This is a genomic window from Mesorhizobium sp. M7A.F.Ca.ET.027.03.2.1, assembly GCF_003999175.1.
Lineage (GTDB): Bacteria > Pseudomonadota > Alphaproteobacteria > Rhizobiales > Rhizobiaceae > Mesorhizobium.
The window spans coordinates 1-4,491 of record NZ_RZOM01000483.1; the positions used below are offsets into that span (position 1 = coordinate 1).

A 4,491-nucleotide genomic window follows, 5' to 3' on the forward strand; every position below is an offset into this window, starting at 1 on the left:
GTTCGGCACCACGCCGGAACTGGTGCGCGCGCAGGGCACACTCGACAAGCTCGACCTCGTGGAGCCGATCCTGATGGACCAGTCCCTCCTCACCAATCTCGAACCGCCGCGTTTCGAGACCAGCCGGCCGTTCCTGATCGCCGGCCTCGGCGAACGCTACAGCTGCGAAACCAGCGCCGCCATCCCGATGCAGTGGCAGCGCTTCGGCCCCTATATCGGCAACATTCCGGGCGAGACCGGCGACGTCGCCTATGGCGTCTGCGTCAACGGCGACGATGCCGGCAATTTCGACTACATCGCCGGCGTCGAAGTGTCTGACTTCTCCGACCTGCCCAGGGACTTCTATCGGGTGCGGGTGCCGGCGCAGAAATATGCGGTCTTTGCCCACCGCGAACACATCTCGACCATCCGCCGGACGGTCAACACGATCTGGAACAAATGGCTGCCGGCCTCCGGGCACGAGATATCGGATGCGCCGGAATTCGAACGCTACGGCCCTGAATTCGACCCGCGCAGCGGCAAGGGCGGGCTGGAGATCTGGATACCGGTGAAGGCGTAGTCGGTCAGGCCATCGGCAGCGCCGGCCAGCGATCGGCGATCCGGCCGCCGGAAAACACCGCGATCGACCCGAACTGCTGCAGCACGGCTTCGCTCTGCGTCGGCCTTAGAAACGCGTAGTCGCCGGGCTTTGCGGTCGCGGCGGCGGGCAAGCCCATGAATTGCTGGTTGGAGGACAGGCCGAGCAGCCCGTTCGCCTTCATGCCTTCTGGGAAGACCGGCTCGGCCATCCACTTGCCGCCATAGAGGTAGCAACCCTTGCGCGGGAACCGGCCGAGCGCCTGCAGCAGGCGGGTGACGGCCGGCGGGCCGGGCAGCATCGGCTCGACCATTTTCAGGATCGGCGTGGCGATGAAGGCCGCCGGCTGGAAGCCGTCGAGGCCTGGCGTATCGAAGTCGCTGGGCAGCACAAAGGCCGAGCCCATCGACACCTCATTGGCCGCGCCGCCATGATGAAGCAGCGCGGTCTTGCTGCCGCCGATGTTCAGGATGCGGCGCTGGTCGGCGCCGAGACAGGCGACGAACGCCGCAGCCTGCGCCGACGCCTTTGCCAATGCCTTTGCCGGTCCGCCGAAAAGGCCGGGAATGAGCGGCGCATGCGCCTCGTAGGCCATGACGCCTTCGCAATGCAGCCGAGCCGGCAACGCGCTCAACGCCTTCGACAAGGCCTCAGGATTGGCGAACCCGCCGCGATGCAGCCCGACATCGATCTCGAAAGCGATGCGCAGGCCGATGCCGAGTTCGCCAGCGAGGGCGCCATATTCCGCCAGTCTCTCCTCGCTGTCGATCAGCCAGCAGACGCGCGACCAGTCGGTATCGGCTTTCACCAGCGCCGCCCTCGCCGCACCGATCGGCATCGGCTTGCCGTAGAGCAGATCGGCATCCGGGAACGCCTTCAGCACCGCCTCGCTGATCGGCGGGTGGAAGGTCATGAAGCGCTCACTGCCAAGCGTCTTGCCGATATACGCAAGCAGCGGCAGGCACGCGAGCGATTTGTCGACCAGCCGTACCGCCAGCCCGGGATCGACTCTGCCCTTCACCAGGGCAATATTGCCGTCCAGCCGGTCGCGATCGAGCAGCAGGCAGGGTTGGAAGATGCCGGCTTCCTTCAGCGCATCCGAGAGGGTGGAAAAATAGGTGCTCGTCATTCGATGCCGAACAAGCCGGCCATATAGGGCGAGACGAAGCGGTTTTGCGGATCGACGTCGCGGCGCACCGCCATGGCGTCGTCCCAGCGCGGATAGAGCTTTTTCAGATCCGCCGCTTTCAGGCTGTGCATCTTGCCCCAATGCGGCCTGCCGCCATATCTGCGGAAGATCGGCTCTGCCGCCCGCATGAACGGCAACGGATCGTTCGCTGCATCATGGTGGATGGCGATGGAGCAGGTCAGCCTGTTGTAGAATGGCGAAAGCCAGAACTGGTCCGGCGCGACCGAGCGCACCTCCATCGGGAAATAGACCTCGGGAAAACGCTTCTCAGTCAGCTCGATGATCTCGGCCAGCGCCTTCGGCCCCTCCTCGAACGGCAAATGATATTCCATCTCGTTGAACTTGGTCTGCCGGTCGCTGGCATAGACGTTGAGCCAGTCCTGCACGTAGTCCTCGGCGGGAAATCTGGCGGCCGCCGAACGGATCAGGCGGCCACGCAGCGATGGCAGCCAGGCAAGTGAGGTGCGCAGCCGACGCAGCGTCCTCAAACCCGCCTCGTCCTCTTCCGGCGGCCGTGCGGTGGGTGCGGCGTCGCTGAAATCGCTGGCGATGAACTGCGCATAGCCGGAGAACGGAATGTAGTAGAATTCGGCCGAGCGATGCGCGGCCATCATCGCCTCGAAATCGCGCAGCATCTCAGTGATCGGCAGCACATATTTGCGGCGGCGCAACCGGTAGGTCGCGATGTTGTTCAGCGTCACTTCGGTGAGCACGCCAAAAGCGCCGAGCGCGACGCCCATGGCGTGGATCATGTCCTGATCCCCTGCCCGCTTGAAGTCGCGGACCTTGCCAAGCCCGTCGACGATCTGCACCGTCTCCAACTGCGTGTGATAGGCGCCGAGCGTCGGTCCCGAGCCATGCGTGGCGGTACCCAGCGCGCCGCCGATCGCCTGGCGGTCGATGTCGCCCATATTGGGCAGGCCCTGGCCAATGCCTTGCAGGATGCGCATCAGCGGGCCGAGCCGGGTCCCTGCCCGCACCCGCGCCCGATGTGTTTCGGCGTCGTGCGAGACCAGCCCTTCCAGCCTCTCCAGGGACAGGATCGTGCCTTGCGATTTCACCAGCGGCGTGAAGGAATGACCGGCACCGGCGACGCGCACCGGGCCAGGCGCGGTCCGGACGAGATCACCGAGTTCACCGGCGTCGCCGGGGCTGGCTATCAGCTTGGGCTCGGCGCTTACAAAGCCCGACCAGTTGCTCCAAATGTTCGACATGCCACCTCCCCGCTCAGGAAACCGCACGACGGTGACGCGACACAAGGACGAAGAGACCGAGCAGCGCCACGCTGGCCACCGCGCTGGCGGCGGCGAATTCCGGAACTGGCCGGAAATCCTTGCCATCGATGAGCAGCGACGCTGCGATCGGCCCGATCGCCAGGCCGAAAAGCTGGGCTGCCGGCACCAGCAGCACGGCGGTCCGCGTCTCGTCGGCGGTGATCGCCAGACGTATCTGGTAGGGCACGATGAACAGCAGGATAAAGCCCATGGCCAAGGCAGCGACCCAGAACGTTGTCAGGCCAGGGCTACTGGCAAGAACCAGCGAGCTGACAAGCGCGACGACGCCGATCGCCGCGATGGCAAGGCGATAATCGATGCGCGCCTCGAACACGGTGGCCGTCATAGCACCCAGGACCTGCACGGCGAGGCTGGCCGAGACGATCAGGCCGACGGTGCGGCCATCGATGCCATACTGTGCGCCAAGCGGTTCCAGAAAGGCCCAGACCGCGCCGAAGAACATGAAATAGCAGAAGACGGACAGCAGCGCGGTCGTCGAGGGTAGCGTCAGCACATTGACCAGGTTCTCCTCCTTGGGCAGGTCGGCATAGTCACCGGGAACAGTGAAGGCGACCGCCAGCGACACGACGCAGACGACGGCAAGAACGATGAAGCCGCCCGCCGACCCTGCGGCCGGGATGACATAGAGCGCCAGCAACAGGGCGAGCGCGCATTGCGCCAGCGTCTGCATGGTGACGAAATAGCCGCCGATGCGCTCGGCGCGCCGCGAGCGGGCGATCAGTTCGGTGGCGATGGCGACCAGACCGCCCTCGGCGAGCCCGGCCAGGGCGCGGGCCGCAATCAGCGTGCCGGCGCTCGCGGCATAGGCCGTCCACACATTGGCCAGCGCCAGCAGCAGCAGAAGGACGGCACTTTTCCAGCGCATGTGGTGCGCCGAAAGCAGCATCGCCACGACAGCCGAACCGATGGCAATAGCGATCATCTCGGCTGTGGCGACCAGCGCCAGTTCGTCGCCGCTGACATGGCCTTCGGTGTAGAGAGCTCCAAGCAGCACCGGCTGTAGGCCGAGGATGAGCAGGCCGACCGAACCGATCCACAGGGCCGAGGCGAGCTGCCAGCCGGTCGGATTGCCGACCAGCCAGTCGCCACTGCCTGCGTGGCCGGTATCTGTCGAAGCCAAAGGCGCCTCCCAACGTCCTTGCCGTGCGGCAAAAAAGCTGACAACTTGTCAGTATTTCAGAAACTGATACTTGATCATATTTCTTGTCAACCGGAATTTGGGAAGCCGTGCGAAAGATCGGTGCATGACGGAATTGAAGAGAATGGCGACCGAGCCGAGGCGCAGGCCCAAGCAGGAACGCAGCCGCGAGCGCATCGACACGATCCTGTCGACGACCATGCGGCTGATCGGGGAAAAGGGTATTGACGCCGTCACCATGAAGGAGGTCGGCATGCTGGCGGGCGGGCCGATCGCCACCGTCTACCACTAT

The 4,491-nt window shown here is 64.9% G+C and carries 5 protein-coding genes; 2 read left to right on the plus strand and 3 right to left on the minus strand.

All coding sequences use genetic code 11. The features are described from left to right. On the plus strand, window positions 1–559 hold a 559-nt coding region (locus EN750_RS20265; RefSeq protein ID WP_145967793.1), incomplete at its 5' end, for a GyrI-like domain-containing protein. A gap of 4 nt (window positions 560–563) precedes the next feature. Here the strand turns inward: EN750_RS20265 and EN750_RS20270 are convergent. Genes EN750_RS20270 through EN750_RS20280 form a run of 3 tightly spaced genes read right to left on the minus strand, consistent with a single transcriptional unit; the run spans window position 564 to window position 4,181 of the window. Further along, the gene (locus tag EN750_RS20270; RefSeq protein ID WP_127397461.1) at window positions 564–1,706 is read right to left on the minus strand and encodes an alanine racemase; all 1,143 of its coding nucleotides are present in this window, start codon (window positions 1,704–1,706) and stop codon (window positions 564–566) included. Beyond that, window positions 1,703–2,980 (minus strand): D-arabinono-1,4-lactone oxidase, encoded by a 1,278-nt coding sequence (locus tag EN750_RS20275; protein ID WP_127397462.1) that lies wholly within the window; start codon window positions 2,978–2,980, stop codon window positions 1,703–1,705. The genes EN750_RS20270 and EN750_RS20275 overlap by 4 nt, the downstream gene beginning before the upstream one ends. A gap of 13 nt (window positions 2,981–2,993) precedes the next feature. After that, window positions 2,994–4,181 carry an MFS transporter gene (locus EN750_RS20280; RefSeq protein ID WP_127397463.1) on the minus strand — a complete coding sequence of 396 codons (1,188 nt, stop codon included), beginning with the start codon at window positions 4,179–4,181 and terminating at the stop codon, window positions 2,994–2,996. Between the two features lie 124 nt (window positions 4,182–4,305). Between EN750_RS20280 and EN750_RS20285 the strand changes: the two genes are divergently transcribed. After that, a partial coding sequence (locus EN750_RS20285) for a helix-turn-helix domain-containing protein (protein ID WP_189526340.1) occupies window positions 4,306–4,491 on the plus strand: 186 nt, incomplete at its 3' end.